The organism is Amycolatopsis decaplanina DSM 44594, from assembly GCF_000342005.1.
Taxonomy (GTDB): Bacteria; Actinomycetota; Actinomycetes; order Mycobacteriales; family Pseudonocardiaceae; genus Amycolatopsis; species Amycolatopsis decaplanina.
Map to the genome: position 1 here is coordinate 68,223 of NZ_AOHO01000020.1, position 23,371 is coordinate 91,593.

22 protein-coding genes are annotated in these 23,371 nt (G+C 70.2%); 20 read left to right on the plus strand and 2 right to left on the minus strand.

Features of this window, described 5'->3' with window-relative positions; translation table 11 throughout:
* Positions 1–59: 59 nt before the first annotated feature.
* Positions 60–1,331, plus strand: coding sequence for a serine hydroxymethyltransferase (locus H074_RS02880; RefSeq protein WP_007028515.1), 1,272 nt, complete (start codon positions 60–62; stop codon positions 1,329–1,331).
* Positions 1,332–1,486: 155 nt separating this feature from the next.
* Here H074_RS02880 and H074_RS02885 read toward each other — a convergent pair whose 3' ends face one another.
* Positions 1,487–2,005 carry an inorganic diphosphatase gene (locus H074_RS02885; protein ID WP_007028516.1) on the minus strand — a complete coding sequence of 173 codons (519 nt, stop codon included), beginning with the start codon at positions 2,003–2,005 and terminating at the stop codon, positions 1,487–1,489.
* A 166-nt stretch (positions 2,006–2,171) separates the two neighbouring features.
* Between H074_RS02885 and dacB the strand changes: the two genes are divergently transcribed.
* The 13 genes from dacB to folK all read left to right on the plus strand — a co-directional run bounded on the left by dacB (position 2,172) and on the right by folK (position 15,799).
* Positions 2,172–4,199 carry a D-alanyl-D-alanine carboxypeptidase/D-alanyl-D-alanine endopeptidase gene (gene dacB, locus H074_RS02890; protein WP_039921337.1) on the plus strand — a complete coding sequence of 676 codons (2,028 nt, stop codon included), beginning with the start codon at positions 2,172–2,174 and terminating at the stop codon, positions 4,197–4,199.
* A 100-nt stretch (positions 4,200–4,299) separates the two neighbouring features.
* Positions 4,300–5,328, plus strand: a complete 1,029-nt coding sequence (locus H074_RS02895; RefSeq protein ID WP_007028518.1) for a zinc-dependent metalloprotease — start codon at positions 4,300–4,302, stop codon at positions 5,326–5,328.
* Positions 5,325–6,299, plus strand: coding sequence for a tRNA lysidine(34) synthetase TilS (gene tilS / locus H074_RS02900; RefSeq protein ID WP_007028519.1), 975 nt, complete (start codon positions 5,325–5,327; stop codon positions 6,297–6,299). The genes H074_RS02895 and tilS overlap by 4 nt, the downstream gene beginning before the upstream one ends.
* 13 nt (positions 6,300–6,312) lie before the next feature.
* The gene (gene hpt / locus H074_RS02905) at positions 6,313–6,876 is read left to right on the plus strand and encodes a hypoxanthine phosphoribosyltransferase (RefSeq protein WP_007028520.1); all 564 of its coding nucleotides are present in this window, start codon (positions 6,313–6,315) and stop codon (positions 6,874–6,876) included.
* A gap of 144 nt (positions 6,877–7,020) precedes the next feature.
* Complete coding sequence (locus H074_RS02910) at positions 7,021–7,386, plus strand: hypothetical protein (protein ID WP_007028521.1); 366 nt, start codon at positions 7,021–7,023, stop codon at positions 7,384–7,386.
* A 17-nt stretch (positions 7,387–7,403) separates the two neighbouring features.
* Positions 7,404–8,774 carry a WXG100 family type VII secretion target gene (locus tag H074_RS02915; RefSeq protein ID WP_007028522.1) on the plus strand — a complete coding sequence of 457 codons (1,371 nt, stop codon included), beginning with the start codon at positions 7,404–7,406 and terminating at the stop codon, positions 8,772–8,774.
* 240 nt (positions 8,775–9,014) lie between these two features.
* A complete protein-coding gene (locus H074_RS02920; protein WP_007028523.1) occupies positions 9,015–9,809 on the plus strand; it encodes an ESX secretion-associated protein EspG in 795 nt (264 codons plus the stop codon).
* Positions 9,810–9,928: 119 nt separating this feature from the next.
* On the plus strand, positions 9,929–10,762 hold the full coding sequence (locus H074_RS02925; protein ID WP_007028524.1) for an ESX secretion-associated protein EspG: 834 nt from the start codon (positions 9,929–9,931) through the stop codon (positions 10,760–10,762).
* A gap of 190 nt (positions 10,763–10,952) precedes the next feature.
* Positions 10,953–13,370: an ATP-dependent zinc metalloprotease FtsH gene (ftsH, locus tag H074_RS02930; protein WP_007028525.1), complete on the plus strand. Its 2,418-nt coding sequence runs from the start codon at positions 10,953–10,955 to the stop codon at positions 13,368–13,370.
* The gene (folE, locus tag H074_RS02935; RefSeq protein ID WP_007028526.1) at positions 13,339–13,953 is read left to right on the plus strand and encodes a GTP cyclohydrolase I FolE; all 615 of its coding nucleotides are present in this window, start codon (positions 13,339–13,341) and stop codon (positions 13,951–13,953) included. The genes ftsH and folE overlap by 32 nt, the downstream gene beginning before the upstream one ends.
* On the plus strand, positions 13,950–14,792 hold the full coding sequence (folP, locus tag H074_RS02940; protein WP_039921339.1) for a dihydropteroate synthase: 843 nt from the start codon (positions 13,950–13,952) through the stop codon (positions 14,790–14,792). The genes folE and folP overlap by 4 nt, the downstream gene beginning before the upstream one ends.
* The gene (folB, locus tag H074_RS02945; RefSeq protein WP_007028528.1) at positions 14,785–15,198 is read left to right on the plus strand and encodes a dihydroneopterin aldolase; all 414 of its coding nucleotides are present in this window, start codon (positions 14,785–14,787) and stop codon (positions 15,196–15,198) included. The genes folP and folB overlap by 8 nt, the downstream gene beginning before the upstream one ends.
* A gap of 109 nt (positions 15,199–15,307) precedes the next feature.
* On the plus strand, positions 15,308–15,799 hold the full coding sequence (folK, locus tag H074_RS02950) for a 2-amino-4-hydroxy-6-hydroxymethyldihydropteridine diphosphokinase (RefSeq protein ID WP_039921368.1): 492 nt from the start codon (positions 15,308–15,310) through the stop codon (positions 15,797–15,799).
* A gap of 225 nt (positions 15,800–16,024) precedes the next feature.
* On the opposite strand, the gene H074_RS02955 is transcribed toward folK, so the two are convergent.
* Positions 16,025–16,966, minus strand: a complete 942-nt coding sequence (locus H074_RS02955) for a MerR family transcriptional regulator (RefSeq protein WP_039921370.1) — start codon at positions 16,964–16,966, stop codon at positions 16,025–16,027.
* Between the two features lie 60 nt (positions 16,967–17,026).
* On the opposite strand from H074_RS02955, the gene H074_RS02960 reads away from it, so the two are divergent.
* The 6 genes from H074_RS02960 to panD all read left to right on the plus strand — a co-directional run bounded on the left by H074_RS02960 (position 17,027) and on the right by panD (position 23,371).
* On the plus strand, positions 17,027–17,488 hold the full coding sequence (locus H074_RS02960) for a DUF3180 domain-containing protein (protein ID WP_007028531.1): 462 nt from the start codon (positions 17,027–17,029) through the stop codon (positions 17,486–17,488).
* Between the two features lie 69 nt (positions 17,489–17,557).
* The gene (locus tag H074_RS02965) at positions 17,558–19,591 is read left to right on the plus strand and encodes a DUF6779 domain-containing protein (protein ID WP_007028532.1); all 2,034 of its coding nucleotides are present in this window, start codon (positions 17,558–17,560) and stop codon (positions 19,589–19,591) included.
* A 127-nt stretch (positions 19,592–19,718) separates the two neighbouring features.
* A complete protein-coding gene (locus H074_RS02970) occupies positions 19,719–20,888 on the plus strand; it encodes a PrsW family intramembrane metalloprotease (protein ID WP_007028533.1) in 1,170 nt (389 codons plus the stop codon).
* Between the two features lie 135 nt (positions 20,889–21,023).
* Positions 21,024–21,959 (plus strand): Rossmann-like and DUF2520 domain-containing protein, encoded by a 936-nt coding sequence (locus H074_RS02975; RefSeq protein ID WP_420805360.1) that lies wholly within the window; start codon positions 21,024–21,026, stop codon positions 21,957–21,959.
* On the plus strand, positions 21,956–22,864 hold the full coding sequence (gene panC, locus H074_RS02980) for a pantoate--beta-alanine ligase (protein WP_007028535.1): 909 nt from the start codon (positions 21,956–21,958) through the stop codon (positions 22,862–22,864). The genes H074_RS02975 and panC overlap by 4 nt, the downstream gene beginning before the upstream one ends.
* Before the next feature lie 12 nt (positions 22,865–22,876).
* Positions 22,877–23,371 carry an aspartate 1-decarboxylase gene (gene panD / locus H074_RS02985; RefSeq protein WP_007028536.1) on the plus strand — a complete coding sequence of 165 codons (495 nt, stop codon included), beginning with the start codon at positions 22,877–22,879 and terminating at the stop codon, positions 23,369–23,371.

Genomic DNA, 23,371 nt, shown 5'->3' on the forward strand with positions numbered 1-23,371 from the left:
CGACGACAAGGCCGGTACCGCGCGCCTGGGTCCGGCCGTCTCTGGCAGGAGTACGTCCGATGACACACCAGCCCGAACTTTCCGCGCTCGCCGCCGCCGACCCGCAGATCGCGGGGCTTGTCGAGGACGAGGCGAAACGCCAGCACGACAAGATCCGCCTGATCGCGTCCGAGAACTACGTCTCCCAGGCCGTACTGGAGGCGACGGGCACCGTCCTCACCAACAAGTACTCCGAGGGCTACGCCGGCAAGCGGTACTACGAGGGCCAGCAGATCGTCGACCAGGTCGAGAACCTCGCCATCGAGCGCGCGAAGGCCGTCTTCGGCGTCGACCACGCGAACGTCCAGCCGTACTCCGGCTCCCCGGCGAACCTGGCGGTGTACCTCGCTTTCGCGCAGCCGGGCGACACCGTGCTCGGCATGGCGCTGCCGGACGGCGGCCACCTCACGCACGGCTGGAGCGTGTCCGCCACCGGCAAGTGGTTCACCCCGGTCCGCTACGGCGTCCGCAAGGAGACCGGCCGCGTCGACCTCGACCAGGTCCGCGAACTCGCGCTGAAGCACCGGCCGAAGCTGATCTTCGCGGGCGGCACCGCGATCCCGCGCACCATCGACTTCCCGGCGTTCGCGGAGATCGCCCGCGAGGTCGACGCCGTCCTGGTCGCCGACATCGCGCACATCGCCGGGCTGGTCGCCGGCGGCGCGCACCCGTCGCCGGTCGGGCACGCGCAGGTCATCACCACGACCACGCACAAGACCCTGCGCGGTCCGCGCGGCGCGATGATCCTCTCCGACGCCGACCACGCGAAGGCCGTCGACAAGGCGGTGTTCCCCGGTCTGCAGGGCGGCCCGCACAACCACACGACCGCCGCGATCGCCGTCGCGCTGGGCGAGGCGCGGAAGCCGGAGTTCGCCGAGTACGCGCACACGATCGTCGCCAACGCGCGTGCGCTGGCGGAGGCGCTGGTGGAGCGCGGCTACGACCTCGTGTCCGGCGGCACCGACAACCACCTGCTGCTGATCGACCTGACGAACAAGAACGTGCCGGGCAAGCCCGCCGCGCAGGCGCTGGACCGTGCCGGGATCGAACTGAACTACAACACCGTGCCGTTCGACCCGCGCAAACCGTTCGACCCGTCCGGCATCCGCCTCGGCACCTCCGCGATCACCACCCGCGGGCTCAAGCCGGAGCACCAGACGCAGGTCGCGGACTGGATCGACCGCACGATCACCGCGGCGGCGGGGGAGGAACAGTCCGCTTTGGACACCATCGCCGCCGAGATCCGCGAGTTCCTGGCGCCGTTCCCGATCCCGGGCTACTCGGTCCAGTAGGGGGCGCGGGCGGCGGGAAGCGTTGCGTCTCGTGAGTGGTAAGGACGGTTCTAACCGTCCTTACCACTCACGAGACGCGACCGAGCACTCACGAGACGCGAAGGGGCCCTTCACCGCACGCGATGCGGTGAAGGGCCCCTTCGGCGCTTAAGCGACTAGTGAGCCGCCGGACCGTCGATGGCCTCCTTGGCCAGCCGGTCGGTCTCACGGTCGAGCGAACGCTTGATCTCGGCCTCGGCGTCGGCACGCCCGACCCAGGTCGAACCCTCGACGCTCTTGCCCGGCTCCAGGTCCTTGTACACCTCGAAGAAGTGCTGGATCTCGAGCTTGTGGAACTCGTTCAGGTGGTGGATGTCGCGCAGGTGCTCGAGCCGCGGGTCGTTCGTCGGAACGGCGAGGACCTTGTCGTCCGGGCCCTTCTCGTCGGTCATCCGGAACATGCCGATCGCGCGGCAGCGGATCAGGCAGCCCGGGAAGGTCGGCTCCTGGACGAGCACCAGCACGTCCAGCGGGTCGCCGTCCTGGCCCAGGGTGTCGTCGATGAACCCGTAGTCGGCGGGGTACTGGGTGGCGGTGAACAGTGTCCGGTCGAGCTTGATGCGACCGGTCTTGTGGTCCACCTCGTACTTGTTGCGCTCCCCCTTGGGGATTTCGATAGTGACGTCGAACTCCACGCCGGCCTCGCTGCTCTCGTCTTTGGTACGCCCCGCCTCGCGGACGGCTCACCGAAATCATCGTCTTGTCTTCACTAGTGTGGACCACGGGGGCTCGGGCGGTCGCATCGATGTGGTCGTATGTGAGCTTGACCCCTTCCCCGGACGGTGGATGAAGGAGCGTTGAGTGCCGGAAAACGATGCCCCGATGTGGCCGTCGGACGACAAGGACACCTCATCCGCCGAGCCCAAGGGCACCAAGCGGGAGAGTGAAGCCACCGTCTGGCTGCCCATGACGGGGCCGGCGAACGGCAGAACCGAAGAGCTGTCAGTGCCGAAGGTCACACCCGAAAGTGGCTCCTGGTTCCAGCCCGTCGTCGAGGTCGAGGAGGAAACGGACGTCCCGGAGACCCCGACGCCGAAGTGGTCCGCCTTCGAGCCGGTGACGCCGGTCGAGTCGAAGGATCCCGAAGCGCCGAAGACGGTCTTCGTTCAGCCCGTCCAGCCGCAGCAGACGGACAAACCGGACTGGGACCAGTTCGACAGGGGTGCCGCGACGCCGACGCGTGAGCACGAGCTCGCGAGACCCGAGCCGCGGCGGGAACCCCCGGTCCAGGAGCCGCCGCGCCGTCCCGAGCAGGGCCGGATCGAGCCGCCGCCTCCCGTGCCGGTCCCGTCCGCGACCATGCACGCGCGCCCAGTCCGCATCGAGCCCGCCGAAGAGCGCTTCGACTCCGAAGCCACCGTCGGGATGCAGCAGCCCGAGCCGCCGTCCCAGGAACCCCCGGCCGCCGAGGCCGCGCCCGCGCCGAAGCCGAAGCGCAGGCGCAAGGGCCTGCTGATCACGACGCTGGTCGTCGTCCTGCTGCTCGCCGGGATGGGCGGCGCCGCCGCGATGCCGAAGGTGTCGAACCGGCTCGGCCTGCCCTGGGCGCCGAACGCGCCGAAGGGCGACATCCCCAAGCCCGCCGGTGTCACCCGGGTCCTCCACGGCCCGGACATCAACGGCGTCGCGCCGTCGAAGGAAGGTCTCGCGGCCGCGCTGGCGGGTCCCGCCGGTGCCGCGGACCTGGGCACGCTCACCGGCACCGTCGTGGACGCGGCGTCCGGCGACGTCCTGTGGGACAGGAACTCCGGCACCCCGCTGACCCCGGCGTCGACCACGAAGATCCTCGTCGTCGCGGCCGCGCTGCTGTCGATGGACCACGGGACGCAGTTCTCGACGAAGATCGTCCAGGGCGCCGAACCGGGCACGGTCATCCTCGTCGCGGGTGGTGACCCGTCGCTGACCTCGCTGCCGCTGGGCACCGACTCGCCGCTGTACCCGGGCGCCGCCCACGTCGACGACCTCGTCGCCCAGGTCAAGAAGGCCGTCGGCGGCAAGATCTCCAAGGTCCAGCTGGACGTCAGCCTCTTCAAGGGACCGACGTCGGCGAAGGGCTGGGACCCGGAGGACACCACCGCCGGGAACACCTACATGGCGCCGGTCCTCCCCGTGATGGCCGACGGCGGCCGCACCGACCCGAAGAACGATCACTCGCCCCGCGTCGCGAACCCGGCGGCCGCGCTGACCCAGAAGATCGCGGGGAAGCTCGAAGCCCAGGCCGGTGGTACGACGACGGCGCCGAAGGACGCGAAGGTGCTCGGCGAGGTCAAATCGCAGCCGCTGACGGAGTTCGCCAACTCGCTGCTGCAGCTTTCGGACAACCTGATGGCCGACGTCCTCGCCCGCCAGATCGCGCTCGCGAAGGGCGCCGAACCGTCGTTCACCGGCGGCGCGACCACGACGATGGACGTGCTCAAGCAGGCCGGTTTCGACCTCACCGGCGTCCAGATCAACGACGGCAGCGGGCTGTCCGACCAGAACAAGATCCCGGCCAAGGTGCTCAGCGAGATCCTCGCGGTCGCGGCGGCGCCGGACGGCAAGGACCCGAGGACGCCCAAACTGCGGCCACTGCTGGCGGGCCTTCCCGTCGCGGGCGGCAGCGGGACGCTGGAGAAGCGCTACGGCGATCCGGCCTCGTCCGCGGGCCGGGGCTGGGTGCGCGGCAAGACCGGGACGCTGTCCGGGGTGAACACCCTGGCCGGCGTGGTGCTGGACACCGACGGCCGGATGCTGGTGTTCGCGCTGATGTCATCCGGTTCGGACCAGAACAAGGGCAGGGCCGCGCTCGACGTCGTCGCGGCGACCCTGCACAAGTGCGGCTGCCGGTGAGTGACCGGAATCGGAGCGTGAGGAAGTCGGGACGGAATTCGGTCTTCCAGCGGGTAGCGTCATAAGAGTGACTGAGGAAACGCCGACCAAGACACGTTCGATGGTCGACTGGTCCCTGGCCGCCTCGACGGGCGCCCTCCTGGTGCGCGGCGGTCCGGTGGTCGACCGCGAAGAGGCCGAAGAAGCCGTCGCCGATCTACGTGAGCTGACCAGTGAGGCGGAGGCGCACGTCCGCGAGCTGACCGGGCTCGGCCTCGACCTGCCGCTGCTGCCCGCCGAAGTCGTCGACAGGCCCGGCTGGGTCCGCTCGGCCGCGGCGGGGCTCGACGCGCTCACCGGCCGCGCGCTGCCGGAGGCACAGGGCGGCCCGCTGGCACCCGTGCTGGCCGGTGGCGCCGGTGTCCAGACCGGTCTGGTGCTCGCCTTCCTGGCTTCCCGTGTGCTCGGCCAGTACGACCCGTTCGGCGGGCCGGAACGCCGTGGACAGCTGGTGCTCGTCGCGCCGAACGTGGTTGCCGCCCAGCGGGCGATGGACGTGCCGGGGCACGACTTCCGGCTGTGGGTCTGCCTGCACGAATGCACCCACCGGCTGCAGTTCACCGCGGTCACCTGGCTGCGCGACTACTTCGCCGACGAGGTCGAGCGCCTGATCGGCGGGCTCGCCGGCCGGGACGCGGACGGGCTGAGCGATCTGGTCGGGCGCCTGCCGGACACCATCAAGCAGATCGGCAAGGGCAAGGCGGGCGGTGCCGGTCTCGCCGAACTCCTGCAGTCACCGAGCGAACGCGCGGTGTTCGACCGGCTGCTGGCTCTGTCCACCCTGCTGGAGGGGCACGCCGATTTCGTGATGGACGCCGTCGGGCCGCGGGTCGTGCCGAGTGTGGAGCTGATCCGTTCGCGCTTCACCGCGCGGCGCAAGGGCGGCGGGCTGATCGACCGTGTGCTGCGCAGCCTGCTCGGCGTGGACGCGAAGCTGCGCCAGTACGAACAGGGCGCGAAGTTCACCAAGCACGTCGTCGACGCCGTCGGCATGGACGGCTTCAACGCGGTGTGGACGTCGCCGAACACGCTGCCGACCCGCGCCGAGATCACCGATCCGGCGGCCTGGGTGCGGCGCCTGCACGGGTGAGCGGACCGGATCCGGCGATCGCGGCCGTGCGGACGGCCGTACGGGACTTCCTCGCGTCGGCAGGTGTCGTCGAAGAGCTGTGCGTCGCGGTCTCCGGCGGAGCGGACTCCTTGGCGCTGACCGAAGCGGCCGCGTTCACCGGTCACCGCGCGGGGCTGAAGGTGCGGGCACTCGTCGTCGACCACGGCCTCCAGGAAGGTTCGGCCGAAACCGCCGCCCGCGCCGCGAACACGGCGCGGGACCTGGGCGCCGACACCGCCGAAGTCCTGAAAGTGCGGGTCGAGGGCGCGGGCGGACCGGAAGCCGCGGCCCGCCGGGCCCGCTACGGCGCCTTGCGCTCGGCGCTGGGCGACGGGCGCGGTCTCGTCCTGCTCGGCCACACCCTCGACGACCAGGCCGAGACGGTCCTGCTCGGCCTCGGCCGGGGATCCGGGCCACGTTCGCTGGCCGGGATGAGGCCGCACGACCCGCCGTGGGGGAGGCCGCTGCTCGGCGTCACCCGCGCCACCACCCGCCGGGCGTGCCAGGCGCTCGGTGTCGACCCGTGGCAGGACCCGCACAACGAGGACCCGCGGTTCACCCGTGTCCGGTTACGAGCGGAAGTCCTGCCCCTTCTGGAGGATGTGCTGTCCGGCGGCGTCGCGGCTTCACTCGCCCGCACGGCGGCGCAACTGCGCGAGGACACCGAGGCTTTGGACACACTCGCGGCCGAGGTCCACCTGCGCGCCTTCACCGATGAAGGGCTCGACGTCGCGGTGCTCGCCACCGAACCGCCCGCGCTGCGACGACGTGTCCTCCGCAGGTGGCTGCTGGACTCCGGGGTCCGTGAACTCACCGACGCCCATCTGCGTTCGGTGGACGCGCTCGTGGGGCACTGGCGCGGTCAGGGCGGGGTCTGGCTACCCGGCGACTTGGTGGCCGCGCGGGCACATGGCAGGCTCTCCCTCGAAGCACCCCAGTCCACCACCTAGAGGGGAACGTCCCGTGTACGAAGGCGAGATCGCCTCCGTGCTCGTCACCGAGCAGCAGATCAACGACAAGATCGCCGAGCTGGCCGCGCAGGTCGCCGCGGACTACCCGGCCGACGGCCCCGGCGCCGGGCAGGGAGACCTCCTGCTCGTCGGCGTGCTCAAGGGCGCGGTGATGTTCATGACCGACTTCGCCAGGGCGCTCCCTCTTCCCTGCCAGCTCGAGTTCATGGCGGTCTCCTCCTACGGCTCGGCGACGTCGTCGTCCGGCGTGGTGCGGATCCTCAAGGACCTCGACCGCGACATCGCCGGCCGCGACGTGCTCATCGTCGAGGACATCGTCGATTCCGGGCTCACCCTGTCCTGGCTGCTGAAGAACCTCGCGAGCCGCAACCCGGCGTCGCTCGAGGTCGTCTCGCTCCTGCGCAAGCCGGAGGCGGTCAAGGTCGACGTACCGGTCAAGTACATCGGATTCGACATTCCGAACGAATTCGTAGTCGGATACGGCCTGGACTACGCGGAGCGTTACCGGGACCTGCCCTACATCGGCACCCTGGATCCGCACGTTTACACGTCCTGAGAACCGCTTGCCCGCACGTGCGGGAATGCGGAACCCTGAGCGCGGCGAACGCGTCATAGGCTGCGATCAAGTGCGTTAACCTATGCGAAGACCTTTGCCACGAAGCCGTCGTGGCCTGGCCCGGGGGAAACGGAGAGAGCTCAGATGGGGAACAGCAGCTTGGCGGACGCGAACGCGTTCAAGAACGCCGCGGCCCAGGGGCAGGTCGGGATCGACCCGGACGCGGCCCAGACCGTCCTGAACAAGATCCGCACCGGCAAGGACGCCATCGAGGCCCTGCTCCACCGGGCCGGTGACCTCGGGCAGGCGCCGAAGCTGGGCAACAACCCCGTCGGCAACGCGATCGCCGCGAAGGTGGCGAACCGCGCCGACGGCGGCGGTGACTCCTACGCCGCCGCGCTCCAGAACCTTTTCCAGCAGTACGAGGCCGCCGAGTCCGGCATCGTGACCGCCATGGCCCGGTACCACGAGATCGACCAGGCCGCGGCCGAGCCGTTCCGTAACGTCTGAGGGGGAGTCAGAAAGCCATGCCACCGAAGCACAGCGCCGACTCTTACGGCGAGAGCAGCAGCACGCCGGTCCAGCTCGGCGACAACTCGCAGGCCGCGAACATCGTCTCGTCCGCGCGCGGACGTTCCGACGGGTTCGACATCGGCGCCGACCGCGCCATCACGAACCCGCCGAATTGGGAGAGCGCCCCGAGTAGCCAGGACCTGTGGAATCAGGCCAACCTCGGCAACGACCCCAGCACGGCGACCGCCATCAGCCAGTCGTGGGGCTCGCACGGCAGTCAGCTGAGCCAGGCGTCGAACGACCTCTACAACGCGATCTCCGAACTGGGCGCCGCCTGGATCGGGCAGGGCGCGGCGGCCGCGCAGGGCTCGCTGGTCGCCATCGCGAACTCGGGTTCGCAGGCCTCCGAGGCCGCGCACACGATGTCGGACAGGCTGCAGAAGCAGGCCGACGCGGCCACCAAGGTCAAGCTCATGCCGAAGCCGACCGACTACAGCCCTGAGAAGGCCATGGGCCAGGCGCTGGCCGCGGGCCCGGTCGGCATGATCACCGACCAGAAGCCCCTCGCCGACCAGGACAAGGAAGTGCGGGCGGAGCAGGCCAGGTTCCTCGAGGCCTACACCAAGGAGATGAGCGAGGTCGACAGCTCGACCCCGAGCTTCGGCCCCGAATCCCTCGGCATGAAGCCGACCGCCACGCACAACAGCGCTTCGTTCAGCGGCGTCGGCAACATCGGCGGCGGAGGCCTCAACCCGGGCGCCGTCTCCGGCACCCCCGTCTTCGCCGGCACGCACGGTTACGGCGGCGCGCAGGGCGGCGGCGCGGCTCCCGTCCACGCCGGTCCGGACTCGGGCGTGTTCTCGCAGGCCGGTTACAACCCCGCCGCGAACGTCCCGGCTTCCGGCGTCGCGCCGGGTGCCGGTGTCGCGTCCGGCGCCGGTGCCCCGATGACCGCCCCGCACGCCCCGGCGAGCGGCGGCAACGGACTCGGCCAGGCCCTCACCGCGGCCGCGCTCGGCGGCGGCCTCGGCTACGCCGGTGCCAAGGCGCTCGGACAGGGCAACAAGTCCGGCGCCAAGGAAACCGACAGCACCGACGCGGCGGCGACCGAGAAGGGCGGCCCCGCGCAGAGCGCCGCGTCCCAGGCCGTGCCGCAGCAGGGCATCGTGTCCTCCAGCGGCACCATCGGCGGCGCCACCCCGCCGCCGATGCAGGGCATGGGCGGCGGCATGGGCATGGGCGCCCACGGCGCGCAGGCCGAGCAGGAAGAGGAGCACACGCACGCGTCCTTCCTCATCGAGCCGGACCCGGACGACGCCTTCGGAGCCAACGAGGCGACCCCGCCGCCGGTCATCGGCGCCTGGACCGAAGACGACGAACGCTAGAACGGTTTTCACCGGGCGCGCGGCCGATCCGGCCGCGCGCCCGGTGACTTGTGCGAGAGCCTGTCGGCGGAGCCGAAGATCGACGCCGGAAGGCGACCACACGTGAACCCGCCCCGGCCGAAGGCCCCGCTATCGCGGTGGCAGGACGCCCTGCCCGCAGTCGTGAGGTAGATGACCAGGCAGTGTCCTGCCGACGCCGATCGCGGACGCGGGTTCACCAACAGACACTAGGGGCGGAAGATGGCGAACGGTGAACTGCTCACCCCGGTCGAGCTGGACTTCCTGTGGGAGAGCGCGAACGCCGGAGAGCTGCCGTACCCGCTGCGGCTCCGCTCGCACGGGGCGACCATGGACGAGCGCGGCGCCCTGCGGACGCAGACGCTCCAGTCGCTGAACCAGCGCCGTCTCGCCGACGAGCGCGGACGTCCCGAGCCGCACATCGAGGACTACTTCGGTGTCCTCGCGAGGCCGGACCTGAGCCTGGACTGCGTCCAGCTCAACAACCCGAACACCGAACCGCTGCTCGCGGTCGCGTCGCTGCTCGGCGGCCAAGGCCTGCTGACGGTGCAGGACCCGCGCGGTTTCCACTTCCACCCCATCGCCCCGGACGGTCTCGCGAGCGCGATCGTCTCCCTGCTGCCGCCGGGTACGCGCGGCACGGAGAAGTCGATCACCCTGCCGCTGGACGGGCTCGTCGGCGCTTCGGGGGCGGACTTCCTCCAGCGTCGCCAGCCGCAGGTCGACGGTTCGGCGACGTCCGACGATGACCGCAAGGCCCTGTCGCGGCTCCAGGCGCAGCCGCGGCTTCGCGGTGGCCAGTTCGGCGCCAACGCGCGCAGCAAACATGGCACGCGGAGCCGGTCTTCGGTGCTGAGCTGGTTCGATACGCAGTCCGGCCGGTACTTCACCCAGGCCACCCGCGGTTCCGACGGACGGGACTGGATCACCATCGCGCCCGCGGATCCGGCGACGCTGCGGCACCGGCTCACGGAGATGCTGGGGAAGATCGCTTCCGAGGCTTCCCTCGCGCGCTGAGTCCGGCCCGCGTACCGCACTTGGCCGATCCGGCCGACGGTTGTCGTACCCCTTCGCTATCGTGAACCCTCTGGGCGTCCCGAGGCCCAGAAGCCGAGGTGCCGGGAGGGCACGGAGCAATGCACCAGGAACACTTCACGCCGATGGCGTTCGACTTCCTCTGGGAGTCCGCCGAACTCGGCGACCTGCCGTACCCGCTGCGCGTGCGTTCGCACGGCGCGACCGAGCTGGAACGCCGGGCGCTGCGCCAGCGCGTCGACGGCGAACTCCAGGCCCGAGGCATCCGCGACGGCCGGGGAAGGCTGGAGCGGAGGATCGAGGACTGGCTGTACCTCCTCGCCCGCGGCTCGCTGACCATCGACGCGCTGCACATCCCCGAGTTCCAGGCTCCGACGATCGCCGTCCTCGGCGCCACCGACGGCCGCGACGGGGTGATCGCGATCCAGGACCAGTCCGGGATCTGGCTGCGCGAAGCGCCCGCCGACGGGCTCCCGACCGCGGTCGTCGACCTGCTGCCGCCGGGGCAGCGCGGTTCGGAGGCGTCCATCACGCTGCCGATCGACGACGCCCGCCGCACCGAGCCGATCCGCGCCGCCATCAACCCGACGAGGCAGGCCGAGGAGCCCGAAGCGGCGAAGACCCGTCGCAAGGACAAGCCGCGCGTCTCGCTCAGTGAACGCATCACCGCGGACCCGCGCGAGGCGTTCGGCAAGCTCACCGGCCAGCCGAGGCTGCGCGGGGGTCAGCTCGCCGCGAACAGCCGGTCCCACGTGGGCGCCAAACAGCGGTCCCGGGTCCTCGGCTGGTTCGACACCGCCAGCGGACGCTATCTCAGCACGTCACAGGCCGGTCCGGACGGGCGCGAGTGGGTCACCGTCTCACCCGCCGACGTCAAGACACTCCGCATGCGACTGGGCGAAATGGCCGCCGGTGTGGCGGTCGACACACGCTAGGTCCCTGCCCCGGGAACCCTCGCACGGCCTCCGCCGTTTACGTCCGAGAGGCTCACCACCCTCATCCGTCCAGGCGGGCGGTATCCTGAGGGGCGGGTGTCGGAGCACCATGGGTCGTCAAGATCGTGATGGCGGGAAACAGCAGGAGCCGCCCAACCAGGAAGGGTCGAGGCCACCAGGGCCGAGTCGTATGAACCGGAAGAGCGTGCTCAGGAACCCAGTGCTCTGGATTCTCGCGGCGGTACTGGCGTTTCTCGCATACAACACGATCTTCGACAGTGATCGTGGCTACACCCAGGTGCCGATCTCGATCGCGAACCAGCAGATCACCGCGAACAACGTCAAGGAAGCCTCGCAAGAGGACAAGGAGCAGCAGATCAAGCTGCTCCTGAACAAGAAGATCGAGGTCGACGGCCAGCAGGTCGACCAGATCATCGCCCAGTACCCGGCGAACGTCGCGGGCACCATCTACGGGCAGCTCATCGGCCTCAAGAGCGGTGACAACCCGGTCAAGTTCACCACCAAGGTCACCCAGCAGAACGTCCTCACCCAGATCCTGATCTTCGCCATCCCGTTGGCGCTGGTCCTGGGCCTGCTGATGTGGATGATGAACAACGCCCAGGGCGGCGGGAACCGCGTCCTCAACTTCGGCAAGTCGAAGGCCAAGCAGCTCAACAAGGACATGCCCAAGACGACCTTCGGGGACGTCGCGGGCGCCGACGAGGCCGTCGAAGAGCTGTACGAGATCAAAGACTTCCTGCAGAACCCGGCGCGCTACCAGGCACTCGGCGCGAAGATCCCCAAGGGCGTCCTGCTCTACGGGCCGCCCGGTACCGGTAAGACGCTGCTCGCGCGAGCCGTCGCCGGCGAGGCGGGCGTGCCGTTCTACACGATCTCCGGTTCCGACTTCGTCGAGATGTTCGTCGGTGTCGGTGCCTCCCGGGTCCGCGACCTGTTCGAGCAGGCCAAGCAGAACGCGCCCTGCATCATCTTCGTCGACGAGATCGACGCGGTCGGCCGCCAGCGCGGCGCCGGCCTCGGCGGCGGCCACGACGAACGCGAGCAGACGCTGAACCAGCTCCTCGTCGAGATGGACGGCTTCGACGCGCGCGGCGGCATCATCCTGATCGCCGCGACCAACCGTCCCGACATCCTCGACCCGGCGCTCCTGCGCCCCGGCCGCTTCGACCGCCAGATCCCGGTGTCCGCGCCGGACATGCGCGGCCGTAAGGCGATCCTCGAGGTGCACGCCAAGGGCAAGCCGATCGCGCAGGGCACCGACCTGAGCAGCCTCGCCAAGCGGACCGTCGGCATGTCCGGCGCGGACCTGGCGAACGTGCTCAACGAGGCCGCGCTGCTCACCGCCCGCCAGAACGGGCACGTGATCACCGACGCCGCGCTCGAGGAGTCCGTCGATCGCGTCGTCGGCGGCCCCGCCCGCAAGAGCCGGATCATCTCCGAGAAGGAGAAGAAGATCACGGCCTACCACGAGGGCGGGCACGCGCTCGCCGCGTGGGCGATGCCGGACATCGAACCGGTCTACAAGCTGACTATCCTGCCGCGCGGGCGCACCGGTGGTCACGCCCTGCTCGTCCCGGAGGACGACAAGGAGTTGATGACCCGTTCGGAGATGATCGGGCGCCTGGTCTTCGCGATGGGCGGCCGGACCGCGGAGGAGCTCGTCTTCCACGAGCCCACCACCGGTGCCTCCTCCGACATCGAGCAGGCGACGAAGATCGCCCGTGCGATGGTCACCGAATACGGCATGAGCGCCCGGCTCGGCGCGGTCAAGTACGGCCAGGAACAGGGCGACCCGTTCCTCGGCCGCTCGGCGGGCCGCCAGGCGGACTACTCGCTCGAGGTCGCGCACGAGATCGACGAGGAGGTGCGCAAGCTCATCGAGACCGCGCACACCGAGGCGTGGCACGTGCTGAGCACCTACCGCGACGTGCTGGACGAGCTGGTCATCGAGCTCCTCGAGAAGGAGACGCTGACTCGCAAGGACCTCGAGCGGATCTTCGCGACCGTCGAGAAGCGCCCGCACATCACCATCTTCAACGAGTTCGGCGACCGGAAGCCGTCCGACAAGCCGCCGATCAAGACTCCCGGCGAGCTGGCGATGGAGCGCGGCGAGCCGTGGCCACCGCCGGAGGAGAAGAAGGAGCAGCCGGTGCTGCAGCCGGCGCCGACCCCGGTCGGTACCGCGCCGGGCGGCGGCGACCTTCCCGGTGGCCCGCCGTACGCGCAGCCGACTCCTCCGCCGGACCCGAACGCGAACCCCTACGCTCCGCCGCCGCCCGGCGCCTACCCCAACGGTGGTCGCCCCAACGGTGGGCCGAACGGCACCGGTCACTGGCCCCAGGCATATGGTGGGCAGCAGCCGGGCGGTCCGGCAGGCGGTTATCAGGGTGGGCCCGTTGGCGGTCCGCCGAACTACGGGGCTCCTCCCGGATGGACCCCGGCCACGCAGCCGGGCGGCCAGCCGAACCAGCCCTGGCGTCCCGCCGAAGACCGCCCGCGTGACGGCTGGTTCGCTGACCAGCCCGGCGGTCAGCAGGACGAAGGACAGCAACGGCGTGACGACGAACAGGACGACACCAAGCGGTAACGGCGATAGCCCGGTCTTCGACCAGGATCGGGCCGAGAAAGCCGTACGCGAACTCCTGCTCGCCTGTGGTGAGGACCCGGACCGGGACGGTCTCTTGGAGACCCCGGCCCGGGTCGCTCGCGCTTACCGGGAAATGTTCGCCGGGCTCTACACCGAGCCGGACCACGTGCTGGACCGCACGTTCGACGAGGCGCACGAAGAACTCGTCCTCGTGACGGACATTCCGGTGTACAGCACCTGTGAGCACCATCTGCTCTCATTCCACGGCGTCGCTCACATCGGATACATCCCCAATGAGCACGGCAAGGTCACCGGTCTGTCCAAACTGGCCCGCCTCGTCGACCTCTACGCCAAGCGTCCTCAGGTCCAAGAGCGCCTCACCTCCCAAGTCGCCGACGCGCTCATGCGCAAACTCGAGCCCCGTGGCGCGATCGTCGTGGTCGAGGCCGAGCACCTCTGCATGGCCATGCGCGGTATCCGCAAACCCGGCGCCAGGACGACGACGTCCGCCGTGCGCGGGCTGCTGCAGTCTTCGGCGTCCTCCCGGGCGGAGGCGCTGGACCTGATCAAGGGCCGTCGATGACCGCCCTGCCCCGGCCCGGCCGATGCGCGGTGATGGGCATTCTGAACGTCACCCCGGATTCCTTTTCGGACGGTGGACGCTACCTCGGCCTCGAGCAGGCGCTGGAGCACGCGCACGAGATGTGGGCGCGCGGCGCGGACCTGATCGACGTCGGCGGGGAGTCGACGCGGCCGGGAGCGTCCCGGGTGGACGCCGAGACCGAGATTTCCCGGATCATGCCGGTGATCCGCTCGCTCGCCGCCGACGGTGTCGCGATGTCCGTGGACACCACCCGTGCCGAGGTCGCCCTCGCCGCGGTCGAGGCGGGCGCGTCGGTCATCAACGACGTCTCCGGTGGGCTGGCCGATCCGAACATGGCGAAGGTCGCCGCCGAGACCGGTGTTCCGTGGGTGCTGATGCACTGGCGCGGGCACAGCAAGGACATGAACGCGCTGGCGTCCTATGAGGACGTCGTTGCGGACGTGCGCGCCGAACTGCTGTCCCGAGTGGACGAAGCTCTCGCCGCGGGGGTCGACAGCAGTGCGATCGTGCTCGACCCGGGGCTCGGGTTCGCGAAGAACGCCGAACACGACTGGGCGTTGTTGAACGGCCTGGATTCCTTTCTGTCACTGGGTTTCCCGGTGCTCGTCGGCGCCTCGCGCAAACGGTTCCTCGGGCGCCTTTTGTCCGGAAAGGACGGAAAGCCCGCCCCGCCGGACTGCCGTGAGAACGCGACCGCGGCCGTGTCCGCGCTCGCCGCGGCGGCCGGCGCCTGGGGTGTGCGGGTGCATGAGGTCGGCGCGAGCATCGACGCCGTGACCGTCGCGGCGGCTTGGCGGAAGGGGAGTCCCGTTGTCTGACCGGATCACGTTGACCGGGTTGAGGGTCTTCGGCAGGCACGGGGTCTTCGACCACGAGAAGCGCGACGGGCAGGAGTTCGTCGTCGACATCGTGGTGTGGCTGGATCTCGGCCCGGCCGCCGCGTCCGACGATCTGACCAAGACGCTGCACTACGGCGAACTGGCGGAACTCGCCGCCGGGATCGTGGCGGGCGAGCCGTACGACCTCATCGAGAGCGTCGCAGGGAAGATCGCCGACGAGGTGCTGCGCGACGAGCGGCTGACCGCCGTCGAGGTGACGGTGCACAAACCGTCCGCGCCGATCCCGCTGAACTTCGACGACGTCGCCGTCACGGTGTTTTCCGCGCGCGCTGACGAAAACGCGCAGACGGGGCGTGGACCGGAGTCGTCCCGGCGGTTGTCATGACCGGCGCCCCGGCAACGCGTTTTCGGGCGGCCTGGCGGCCGCGAAAGAAGGCGCGCGCGGTGAAGTCTCCGATCGTGCGCTGCGCGCGCTCACGGAGACGGCGGGAACGATGAGCCGCGCGCTGCTCTCGCTCGGTTCCAACCTGGGGGACCGGCTCGCGTTCCTCCAGTCCGCCGTCGACGCTGTCCTGCCCGCGGTCGTCGCGGTGTCATCCGTCTATGAGACCAAGGCGTGGGGTGTCGAGGATCAGCCGGACTTCCTCAACGCCGTCGTCCTGGTCGACGACCCGGCGCGCGACCACTGGGACTGGCTGCGTACCGGGCAGGCCGCCGAGCAGGCGGCGGAGCGCGTGCGCGAACTCCGCTGGGGGCCGCGCACGCTGGATGTCGACATAGTGACCGTGGACGGGGTGCGCTCCGACGACCCCCGGTTGCTGCTTCCGCATCCCGGCACACCGGAGCGCGCTAGCGTGCTGATCCCCTGGCTGGAGATCGAGCCCGGCGCGGTGCTCCCCGGCCACGGTCCGATCGCCGACCTCCTCACCGCCCGCCCCGCTTCGGACCGCGACTCCGTCCGGCTGACCTCCCTCACCCTCGCCTGACCCCGCGATTCGGCACCTGCTTGCGGTGGTTCGTGGCACGAACCACCGCAAGCAGGTGCCGAATCGCGCCTGTGGGGCGAGCGGGGCACTGTCGTGAGTGGTAAGTCGGGTTAGAACACGAATCGCCACTCACGACCACCCCGACCGAAGCCCCACGCGACCTCCGCCCCTCCCGCAAGTAGGTGACTAATTGCGGGAGGGGCGGGCGGTAGCAAAGGTCCCTTGCTACCCCTGCGCGGAGCGCAGGGCGGCGATGATCCACTCGGCCTGCGGCATCTGCGAGGGGAACGACGGCCAGCCGTTGATCTTCCCCAGCAGCATCCAGTACCGCTCGGCGCGCGGGTCGGAGCTGATCGCCATCCCGTCGGTCAGCCGCTTCCGCCAGGCCGGGTCGGCCGGGTCCTGGCCGTTCCGCGAAGACTGCGTGAAGATCGTCTCCGCCAGTTCCCGGCCCTCGGCCGAATCCGGCGCGAGGCCGGCTTCGAGGGCTTCGGCCGCCTTCGCGCTCCACGCCATCCACAGCTGCTGCTGCGTCTCGCCGAAGTCCGCTCCGTCCTGCTTCCGGAGCCGCGAGTGCCACTCGCTCATCCGGCGGATGGACGCGCGGAACTCCTCGTCCTGCACGAGTTCGGCGAACTCGATCCAGGCCTCCAGCTGCTCGGGCGTCGGGTCGTCGGGCAGTTCCGGTTTCGCCGAGCGCATCCGCTCGTAGAATTCCGGATCCAGTTCGAGCCCTTCGACCATGTCCGCCCAGAACCCGTCGAGCAAACGTTTGCGGTCTTCGTCCGACATCGACGCGAGTTTGTTCATCAGTTCGACCTCCTCCAGTGGTGAGTCCCGTTTGGCCACCGCTCGCAGGACCGCGCGGCGCAGTTCCAGCCGCCGGATCTGCTCGTCCAGGGCGGCGACGTGCTGGACCGCGAGGTCCCCGATGGTCGCTTCCCTGGTCAGCGCCCGCTCCACGTCCGCGAGGCCCAGTCCGAGTTCCCGCAGCGTCCGGACCAGCTCCAGGCGCGCCATCGCGGTGGCGTCGTAGAGGCGGTAGCCGGAGTCGGTGCGGTCGGTCGGGGGCAGGAGACCCTCGTCGGAATAGAAGCGGATGGTCTTCACCGGCAGGCCGGTCCGTTTGGCCAGCTCCCCGATGGTGAAAACCGCTGTGGTGCCCATGTGCTTCATCGTCGACTCTCCAGTTGGTGGAGAGTCAAGCCTGCCAGGTAGCGTTGGACCATGCACTTCACCCGGCCACGTGAGCTGGCGGTGGCCGGCCTCCTGGGGTTGGTCCTGGCCTATCTGCTCTTCCAGGTCGCCTACGGATCCATTCCCGCGCTTCCGCTCTTCGCCGGAATCACGCTGCTCGTTCTCGCGCTCTGTGAGTTCGTGCTCGCCTTCATCATCCGTTCGCGGATCAAGGAGGACCGCGTGCTCTCCGCGATCTCCGTCGCCCGATCGGTGGCCCTCGCCAAGGCCTCTTCACTCGCCGGATCCGCCATGACGGGGGTCTGGCTGGCGGCTTTCGCGTATCTTTTTCCGCGACGTGACGAACTCCTCGCGGCGAGCGGTGACCTCCGCTCGGCGACGGTCGGGATCGTCAGCTCGGTGGCGCTGGTAGCTGCGGCTTTATGGCTCGAACACTGCTGCCGGACCCCCGAGGGCGGTGATCGGGACGGCGATCGTGAGCCGACCGGTTAACGCTCGAGAGCCACCGCTCGAAGTACCGACTAGGTCTCGTTCGGATTACTAGAAGGTACGGTGTTGGGCATGACCGGGGTGGGTGACGACTCGCGTGGCCGCCTTGCGGGTAGGCCGTGGCTGGTCGTCGGCTTGGTTCTCGCCGTCGGCGCGACTCTCGCATTGGTGCTTTCCGACGACCTCCGCTACTTGCGTCTGGGGATCGTCGCGGCGCTGTGGGCCGCCTTGATCGGTGCGTTCCTGGCGGTCCGCTACCGCAAGCACGTGTCACAGAGCGAGGACGCCGTCGCCGAGGCACAGGCCGTCTACGAGCTGGAGCTGGAACGCGAGATCGCCGCCCGCCGCGAGTTCGAGCTGGAGATCGAAGCGGAGAGCCGTCAGGCCGCCGAGAGCCGCTCCCACGACGAACTCGAAGCGCTCAGAGCCGAGGTGAGCGCCCTGCGTGAAAGCCTCCAGTCGCTCTTCGGCGGCGAGGTGCTCCTCGAACGCGTCGCGCTCACCGCGCAGGCCACCCGGATGCGGTCCCTCGACAACAAGCAGCTGATGAGCGCGGGGTCCGAGAACGGCAACGGCAAACCCCAGCTCATGGCGGCCAAGAGCACCACGATCGACGTCGACGAGCGTGAACGCGAGCGCGAACGCCCGACCGAGATGATCGACCGGGTCCTCGAACCCGCTTCCGCGCGGGCAGGTACTCCGCCCGCTGCCCGCCGCAAACCGGCGAACGGCCAGGTCAACGGCGCCAACGGCTACGGCCAGAGCAATCAGGTCCAGCGGCCGAAGCCGGTCGACGAATCGACCCGCCGCAGTATGCGCAAGGCGGACGCCCGCGCCTCGAAGGCGGCCGAAGCGCTCGCCGCCGAAGCCGCCCGCCGTGAGCGGCTCGAGATGTCGAACCCCGGGATGTCGCCCGCCGAGATCTCCCGGCCGATGCCGAGGGTCGACGCCCCGCGCAAGACCCCGCCGCCGGTGACGCCGGCCGAGGTGTCCCGCCCGTCCACGCCGGATGTGTCGCGCGCCGAGGTCTCGCAGCCGTCGATGCCCACCATCGCCCGGCAGCCGCAGCGTCCGGAACCTCCGCGGCCGGAGCCCCAGCGCAACGAACCGCCGCGTCGCCCGCAGCAGGCTTCGCTACAGCAGCGTCTAGACGCCGGCACCGTGCAGCGTCCTCCCGCGACGCGGCCCGAGGAGCAGACCCGTAAACAGACGCCGCCGGTGAAGCCCGCCGCGCAGGCGAAGCCGGTCAAGAAGGTCGAGCCGGACCGTCCCCGGCCGAACCGCGAGCTCGGCCTGACCCGCCCTGGGATGAAGCCGGTCGAACGGTCCCGTCCTGCCGGTGGCACACCGCCGCCCGCGAACAAACCCGCCACGCCGGAGCCGATGGAGACCACCGGTGAGTGGAAGCCGTCGTGGGCGCAGGAGCGCCCGGTCTCCGACCTGAGCGCGGCGTTCCCCCGGAAGGACGACTTCCAGGACCGGCTGCGTCCCGCGCCGCCCTCGAAGCCCCAGCCGTCGGCTTCCCTGCCTCGGCCGGAACCGCGCCCGGAGCCGCGCCCCGAGCCGCGTCGTGACCCGGAGCCGCCGGCCCCGCCGTCGATCCCGGCCGTGTCCGAACCGCCTCGCCGGGCCGAGCCTGTGCGGCAACCGGAGCCCGAACCGGTGCGCCGTCCGGCGGCCGAGGTGCCGTCGCGGCACAGCTCCCCGCCCGCCGAGGAGCCGCCCGTGGTCAACCCGACGCTGCCCGAAGAGATCCGCCTCGCGCAGAACGGCGGTGGTGGCCGCCGTCGCCGGGCGGCGGAGGACTCCTCGGTCTCGCTCACTCCGGCCCCGGACGTCCCGGAGCCCACCGGTGGTGGCCGCCGCCGCCGTCCGGACGGTGAGCCCCCGGCCTGGCAGAGCGGCGAGTCCTCGGGCGGCCGTCACGGCGGCAGGCGGGCGAAGCCGGACGAAGACGAGACGCCGTCCCGCAACGGGTCGTCGCACAGCCGTCCGGAGACCCCCGCCGCGGGATCTCACGCGTCCGGCCGGTCGGTGATGGACCTGCTCGCCGCCAACGGCGCGAACGAGTCCACCCCGCGGCGCAGGCGGCGCGCCGAAGACTGACCGCGTCCGATAGGTGAACCCGCTACTGAAATCGACACAGCGGGTTCACGCGTGTGGCCGGGTGCCGCCACGCACTACAAGCTCCACGTACCGCTCGTGTCCCGTACCGACGGTAGGGTGACCCGCTGTGAGCGAGCCTTCCTCCCCGGCGCCCGGTCTCGACCGGATCCGCCGGCCTCGGTCGATCACCGTGCTGCTGCCGGTGCTCGGGCTGATCGCCGTCGCGCTGTGCGGGCTGTTCGTCTTCGGCACGGTGACCGAGAAGGTCGGCCCGCTCGCCGTGGGGATCGGCGTGCTCGCGGCGCTGGTCCCGGTCGCCGTGGTGGTCACCGCGTTCCTGTGGGTCGACCGCTGGGAACCGGAACCGCCGAAACTCCTGCTGCTGTCCTTCGTCTGGGGCGCGTGCGTCGCGACGATCATCGCGCTGCTGCTCAACAGCGGCGCGGAGGCCGTGGGTGACCTGCTGCTCGGCAGTGGCGGCGGGGGCAGGATCAGTGGACTGGTCTCCGCGCCGCTGGTCGAGGAGGCCGCGAAGGCCGCCTTCATCCTGTTGCTGTGGTGGCGCCGCCCGGACGAGTTCGACGGTGTCGTGGACGGCATCGTCTACGCCGGGTTCACCGCGGCGGGTTTCGCCTTCACCGAGAACATCTATTACTTCGGCCGCGCCTTCGCCGAGCACGGCTTCGGCGACGGCACGAGCGCCGGCGTGCTCGCGGCGTTCTTCCTCCGCGGCGTGCTCTCGCCGTTCACGCATCCGCTGTTCGCCGTGATGACCGGGATCGGTCTGGGTGTCGCCGCGAGCAGCAAGGTCCGCTCGCTGCGGATCCTGGCGCCGATCGGCGGGTACATCGTCGCCGTGCTGCTGCACGCGCTGTGGAACGGTGCCGCGCTGCTCGGGGGCGCCAAGACCTTCCTGAACGTCTACTTCCTGATCATGGTGCCGCTGTTCATCGGGGTCTTCTCGGTGGTGGTCATGCAGCGGCGCCGCGAGCAGCGGATCGTCGCGGCCGCGTTGCCGATGATGGTCGAGGCGCGCTGGATCGCCCCTTCCGAGGTTTCACTGCTGGCCAGCCTCTCCGGTCGGCGGTCGTGGCGGAAGCAGGCGCGGAAGCAGTCGGGACGGGAAGCGGCGAAGGCCGTCGGCCGCTACCAGGCCAGCGTGACCGAACTCGCGTTCCTGCGGCGCGGCAGGAAGCTGACCGACGAGGCGAAACAGCGTCAGCGTGAACTGCTGCAGGTGCTCAAGACGTCGCGTGCCGAGGCCGTACGGCTGGCCGATGGCGCGCCGCGCGGGTGACCACTGTCAGGTGAAGCTGGTCACGAGGGCCGGTTCAGACACGGGCCGGAGGGTTACCCTCGCGCCGTCGTCCGGTACCCGCGACCGCAGAGCGGGACTGGAACGAGTTGAGGAGTTTTCGACCATGAGCGTCCACTGGCGCACGCCATGATGAGGCCCGCTCGCCTGGCCGTGGGCATCGTTTCCGCGGGCCGGGTCGGCAGTGTCGTCGGCGCCGCGCTCGCCAGGGCCGGGCACACGGTAGTCGCCGCTTCGGGCCTTTCCGACGCTTCGGTGCGCCGTGCGGAGCAACTGCTCCCGGACGTGCCCCTCCTGCCGCCCGACGAGGTCGCCCGCCGTGCCGACCTGGTCTTGCTGGCCTTGCCGGACGACGCGCTCGCCGGGATGGTGCGCGGTTTCGTCGCCACCGGGTCCCTGCGGCCGGGGCAGATCGTCGTGCACACCTCCGGGTCGCACGGCATCGACGTCCTCGCGCCCGCCGCCGAGGCCGGGGCGCTGCCGCTGGCCCTGCACCCCGTGATGACCTTCACCGGCCGTCCCGAAGACCTCGACCGGCTGGCCGCCTGCAGCTTCGGCGTCACGGCGACAGAGGGTGACGAAGCGGCATGGAACGTCGGTGAGGCGCTGACCGTGGAGATGGGCGCGGAGCCCGTCCGGGTCCCCGACGAGGCGCGGGCGCTCTATCACGCGGCGCTGGCGCACGGCGCGAACCACCTGATGACACTGGTCGCCGACTGCGCGGAACTGTTGCGGGGGGCGGGAATCGCCCAGCCCGAACGCCTGGTGGCTCCGTTGTTGTCGGCGGCGTTGGATAATGTTCTGCGACACGGGGACCGGGCGCTGACCGGGCCGGTGGCCCGTGGTGATCTCGGCACCGTGCGCAAGCATCTCGCGGTGCTGGCCGAACATGGCCCCGACATCGCCCCGAGCTATCGCGCGCTGGCCAAGCGCACGCTGGTGCGCGGCGACGCCGCCGGGCTCTTGGACGCCTCGGCCGCCGCCGAGCTCACCGGACTCCTCAGTGATCCCGCCGATCCCGCAGACCCCGCCGAAGGGCAGCAAAACCAGTGACCACACCGAAATTCGCCCGAGGCACACTGCACACCTTCCAGCCGCCGGAGCAGATCAGCCAGGTGACGCGTGCCCTGCACGGCGTCGGCCGCAAGGTCGCGCTGGTGCCCACGATGGGCGCCCTGCACGCGGGGCACCGCGAGCTGATCCGCCGGGCGAAGCGGCTGCCGAACACGGTCGTCGCGACGTCGATCTTCGTGAATCCCCTGCAGTTCGGGGAGGGCGAGGACTTCGAGGCGTACCCGCGTCCGCTGGACAAGGACCTCGAGGTGCTGAAGGAGGACGGCGTCGAACTGGGTTTCCTGCCCAAGGCGTCGGATCTGTATCCCGACGGGGCCACCGTCACGGTGCACCCCGGCGAGCTCGGCGACGAGCTGGAAGGAGCGGTGCGGCCGGGGCATTTCGCCGGCGTGCTGACCGTGGTGGCGAAACTGTTCAACATCGTGCGGCCGGACTACGCCTTCTTCGGGGAGAAGGACTACCAGCAGCTGGTGCTGATCAAGAAGATGGTGCGTGACCTGAACTTCGACACCCGCGTCATCGGGGTGCCGACGGTCAGGGAGCGCGACGGGCTGGCGTTGTCCTCGCGCAACGTCTACCTGACTCCGGAACAGCGCGAGGACGCGATCGTGTTGTCGGCGGCACTCACCGCGGGTGCCTTCGTCGGACGCGACGGCGCGGAAGCCGTGCTGGCGACCGCCAGGCAGACCCTCGCCGCGCGACCCGCGGTCGAGGTCGACTATCTGGAATTGAGGGGAACCGACCTCGGGCCCGCGCCCGTCGACGGTGAGGCGCGGTTGCTGATCGCGGCCAGGGTGGGGAGTACCCGGCTGATCGACAACGTCCCGGTGGTGCTCGGCGCGGCCGTGGATCATCCGGAACACGCGCTGGACGCAGGGGAATAGGGAGAGTCCACGATGTATCGCACGATGCTGAAATCGAAGATCCATAGGGCGACGGTCACCCAGGCCGATCTCCACTACGTCGGATCGGTGACCGTCGACGAGGACCTGATGGACGCGGCGGATCTGCTGCCGGGTGAACAGGTGTCCATTGTGGACGTCACCAACGGCGCGCGGCTCGAGACCTACGTGATCGCGGGCGAACGCGGCAGCGGGGTGCTCGGTATCAACGGCGCCGCGGCGCATCTGGTGCACCCCGGCGATCTGGTGATCCTGATTTCGTACGCGCAGATGGAGAACGCCGAGGCGGCCGCGTTCCGACCGCGGGTCGTCTTCGTCGACGCGGACAACCGGATCGTCGAGAAGGGCGCCAACCCCGGGCACGCGCCGGAGGGTTCCGGTCTGATGAGCGGCACCGTGACGCTGGCCGACGACGACACGATGACCTTCCCGGTCGCCGAAACCGCCGACGCCCGCCGTCTCGACGCGCTGCTGCACGCCGAAAGCTGA